3 protein-coding genes are annotated in these 2,848 nt (G+C 42.3%); 1 reads left to right on the top strand and 2 read right to left on the bottom strand.

All coding sequences use genetic code 11. The features are described 5' to 3' along the window. Positions 1 to 358 (bottom strand): DnaB-like helicase N-terminal domain-containing protein (locus tag LC586_RS40155; protein WP_306423360.1); only part of this gene is annotated, 358 nt, incomplete at its 3' end. Between the two features lie 56 nt (positions 359 to 414). Continuing rightward, positions 415 to 1,215, bottom strand: a complete 801-nt coding sequence (locus LC586_RS40150) for a helix-turn-helix domain-containing protein (protein ID WP_229491329.1) — start codon at positions 1,213 to 1,215, stop codon at positions 415 to 417. 371 nt (positions 1,216 to 1,586) lie between these two features. Here LC586_RS40150 and LC586_RS40145 point away from each other — a divergent pair, with 371 nt between their 5' ends. Continuing rightward, positions 1,587 to 1,961, top strand: a complete 375-nt coding sequence (locus LC586_RS40145; protein WP_102151248.1) for a transcriptional regulator — start codon at positions 1,587 to 1,589, stop codon at positions 1,959 to 1,961. Positions 1,962 to 2,848: the final 887 nt, after the last annotated feature.

Here is a 2,848-nt window from a genome sequence, read left to right as displayed (position 1 = left end):
GTGGTAACTCAGTTTCTGTCTCGTAACCCAAATGTACAATTTCATTTCCAGCCTTGATTAACTGTCTACGCACGAATTTGTCCATTACCAACTCGGCTAAGGTGTCGATGTTGACAGCTGACACTGTACGGTCTACCAAAGTTGCTAATTTATTTCTCCCGCCGATACGGACTAGTAAATCGTGGTCAGTAAGCCAAGCTGTAACTGTGAGTAAATCAGTGGGTTTACCAGAGCAATTAAGGCGCTGCACGGCTTGATAGATATCTTTATGGGCGCTAATGTAAAAGGCTTCGGGAATTAGGCGTTGTTTACCGCCGTAGGCATCGCTCATCCTACCGATTGCTTCTGGATCAAGCATGATACCGCCTAAAATCGCCTCTTCCGCTTCGATGTTTTGGGGTGGTAGTTTATCAATCACGTTACACCTCCATTAGTGCGATTGTGATTTTGGCTTTGCGACTCTTCCCAAGCTCTTTGAGCCTGTCGCTGCCGTTCTTCAAGTTCTCGACGGAATTCATCTCGAGCATTTTTTGTTTCAGTTTTTTTGGCTTGTACCTGTTTTGAAGCCAGATATTTTTCGTAATAAACCTCCCAGCGATTTCTTCCGGCTTTGTTCTTGTGACCTAACCAAGCCTCAATGTCATTCACTGGCTGGCTAAGATTTTTGGTTTTTTCCTCACAAAATTTCCAAAAATTCGCTCGCTCCTCTTCCGAGAGAGTCTTAATAAAGTCTGAATAAGTCTTATAAGTCTTAGGACTTGAAGATTGGCTCTGGGTAGGACTTTCGGAACTCGGTTGTTGCGTAGCGATCGCGCTTGTTGCGTCATGATCACGCTTGTTGCGTAGCGATCGCGCTTGTTGCGGTGAGGCAACAGTGTTGCCTACAGACAACACTGTTGTCTCATCGCAACAATGAAGCCCCCCAGCTAAAATTTTGACTTGGACTTTCAGTAGTTCAAGGTCAATGAATCCCTTGTCATCTAAGGCTTTAAGAGCGCGGCTAACTGTAGAGCGATGTACTTCTTTATTCTCTGTTGATAGTTGCCTAGCTATCCCGGAAACAGACAACTCAACCCCGTCGCCATAAGGGTCGAGAGTGCGAATGTAGTACAGCACATCTTTCTGTGCTGGCGTTAATTCTCGGCAGGCTTTCAGCCATTCCTCGTGCTGGAGTGGGTAAAACTTACCTTGAATTTTTGAACTGTTCTGTGTCATAATCACCTTAATAAGCAAGAAAAATTTCCAGCCCCTGTCCCCCCAGACAAGGGCTAACTTTTTAAATACCAGCCATTTGACACACAGCAATAGAGAGCAAAGCGATTAGCAACTTCAGGCGTTACTTGATGTATGCCGAAATTCTCTTAACTTGCGCCCTCAAAAGTGTCGCCAAAGCAAGTATTAGCCGAAGTTCTGCTCTACTGAAGAAAAGCTGATCTTATGTTTTCAGTCAGAACTGCTGTTGGCTTAATTTGAAAAGAGTAAGTCCCTTGTTATCATTGAATTATCCATAACTTTAAAAATCCTAATAGAGTTTTCTCTAAATATCGCATACTATAACAACTAACTAATCCTATAATTAGCTAGCAATGCAAAATTTTGTAACAGAGGAAACTTCTCTTTACCAGCAACTATTTGACGAGATGTTCGATAGATACAACCTTTCGGCAAAGGTTGTAGCCAAGCAAGCTGGAGTTTCAGAGGTGTTAATTTCCAGATTTCGTAAGGGAAAAGCTGACTTGGGAACTAGAAAGTTTCTAGCATTGTTAGGGGCTGTTCCCATAGAAGCACGGGAGTGGTATTTGTCTCAGCTGCTTGGGGCAAAGCCAGGTGTAAGCCTGCAAAAGCTTGTATCTGCTGCCTCTGCTGTAGAAAGAGTTGAAATCATCAATTTAATTGCCCATTCTTTCCTAGAAGAGCGAAAAACTACTGGGACAGGTGAATTGATATCATCAGCAGTATGATCCATAGCAATCCCATGATATGAGTGAACATAAGGGATATTATGTGGACTTGTTGCTTGCTCACATCCAATTTTAAAGCGATGTGATTGGATAATCTCCATGTTCGTCAGTCCAAAATACTTGCATCGTAAGGATTTTGTGTGGAGATAGTCAAGTGCTTTGAGGTATAAACTCATGATGATCTACTAATCAACGAATTGCACAACTTTATTTAAGTTGGTAATTGCTGTATCCCTGATAACTTTGTGAAAATTTTAGAGATGCTCAGTTGGAAGTGCAGTCTGGGGTCTGGCAAGCCTGGTATATCCTAATCTACTTTACCCTTTGAGAAGCCGTCCTCTGGGTATTTACGGATACGATACATCAACGCTAACGCCTTTTTGTATGTAAGAATATTTACCCGTAGTTGGTTGAGAGTATGGATGCTGTGACTTAGGCGATCGCTCTTTTTGCCCTAAAAACCTCTTCGTTGTAGTTGTCAAATAATTTATATTGCCGATATCAAGGTCTTTCTTAATACTCCCGGTTCGCTCATTTTTTTTGGAGTTCGAGAAATTGCCGAAAAACAGAAAATCTAGGTGTAGTAATGGTTTTAGCCATTCCCCTAAATTTACCTTGAACTACCACCCTGCTCTAAAAACTAAAAACTCTATTTTTATGCGATCGCGCAAAGTCGGAAGTATAGTACATTTGTATTGTAAACAAGAACCCCTACTAAATCGTTCAGCTTTTTTCTAACTCAATTTAAAGTGGGCGAACCGGCATTGGTGTCAAGTTAAGGCATCAGCCCAGATGTCAAGAGAGCGAGCAGCCGTTCGTCGGTGACGTTGACGGACGGCTTTAACCAAGCCCATCGAACGATAATGTTCGACAAGCCAAGGAATAAG

This window comes from Nostoc favosum CHAB5714, assembly GCF_020829495.1.
GTDB lineage: Bacteria > Cyanobacteriota > Cyanobacteriia > Cyanobacteriales > Nostocaceae > Nostoc > Nostoc favosum.
The sequence above is the reverse complement of the archived record's forward strand: the minus strand, read 5'-3'. Positions and strand labels throughout refer to the sequence as shown.

Excerpts from the sequence above, each read along its gene's own strand:
- LC586_RS40150 (WP_229491329.1), bottom strand. The coding sequence starts at position 1,215 with ATGACACAGAACAGTTCAAAAATTCAAGGTAAGTTTTACCCACTCCAG.
- LC586_RS40145 (WP_102151248.1), top strand. The coding sequence starts at position 1,587 with ATGCAAAATTTTGTAACAGAGGAAACTTCTCTTTACCAGCAACTATTT.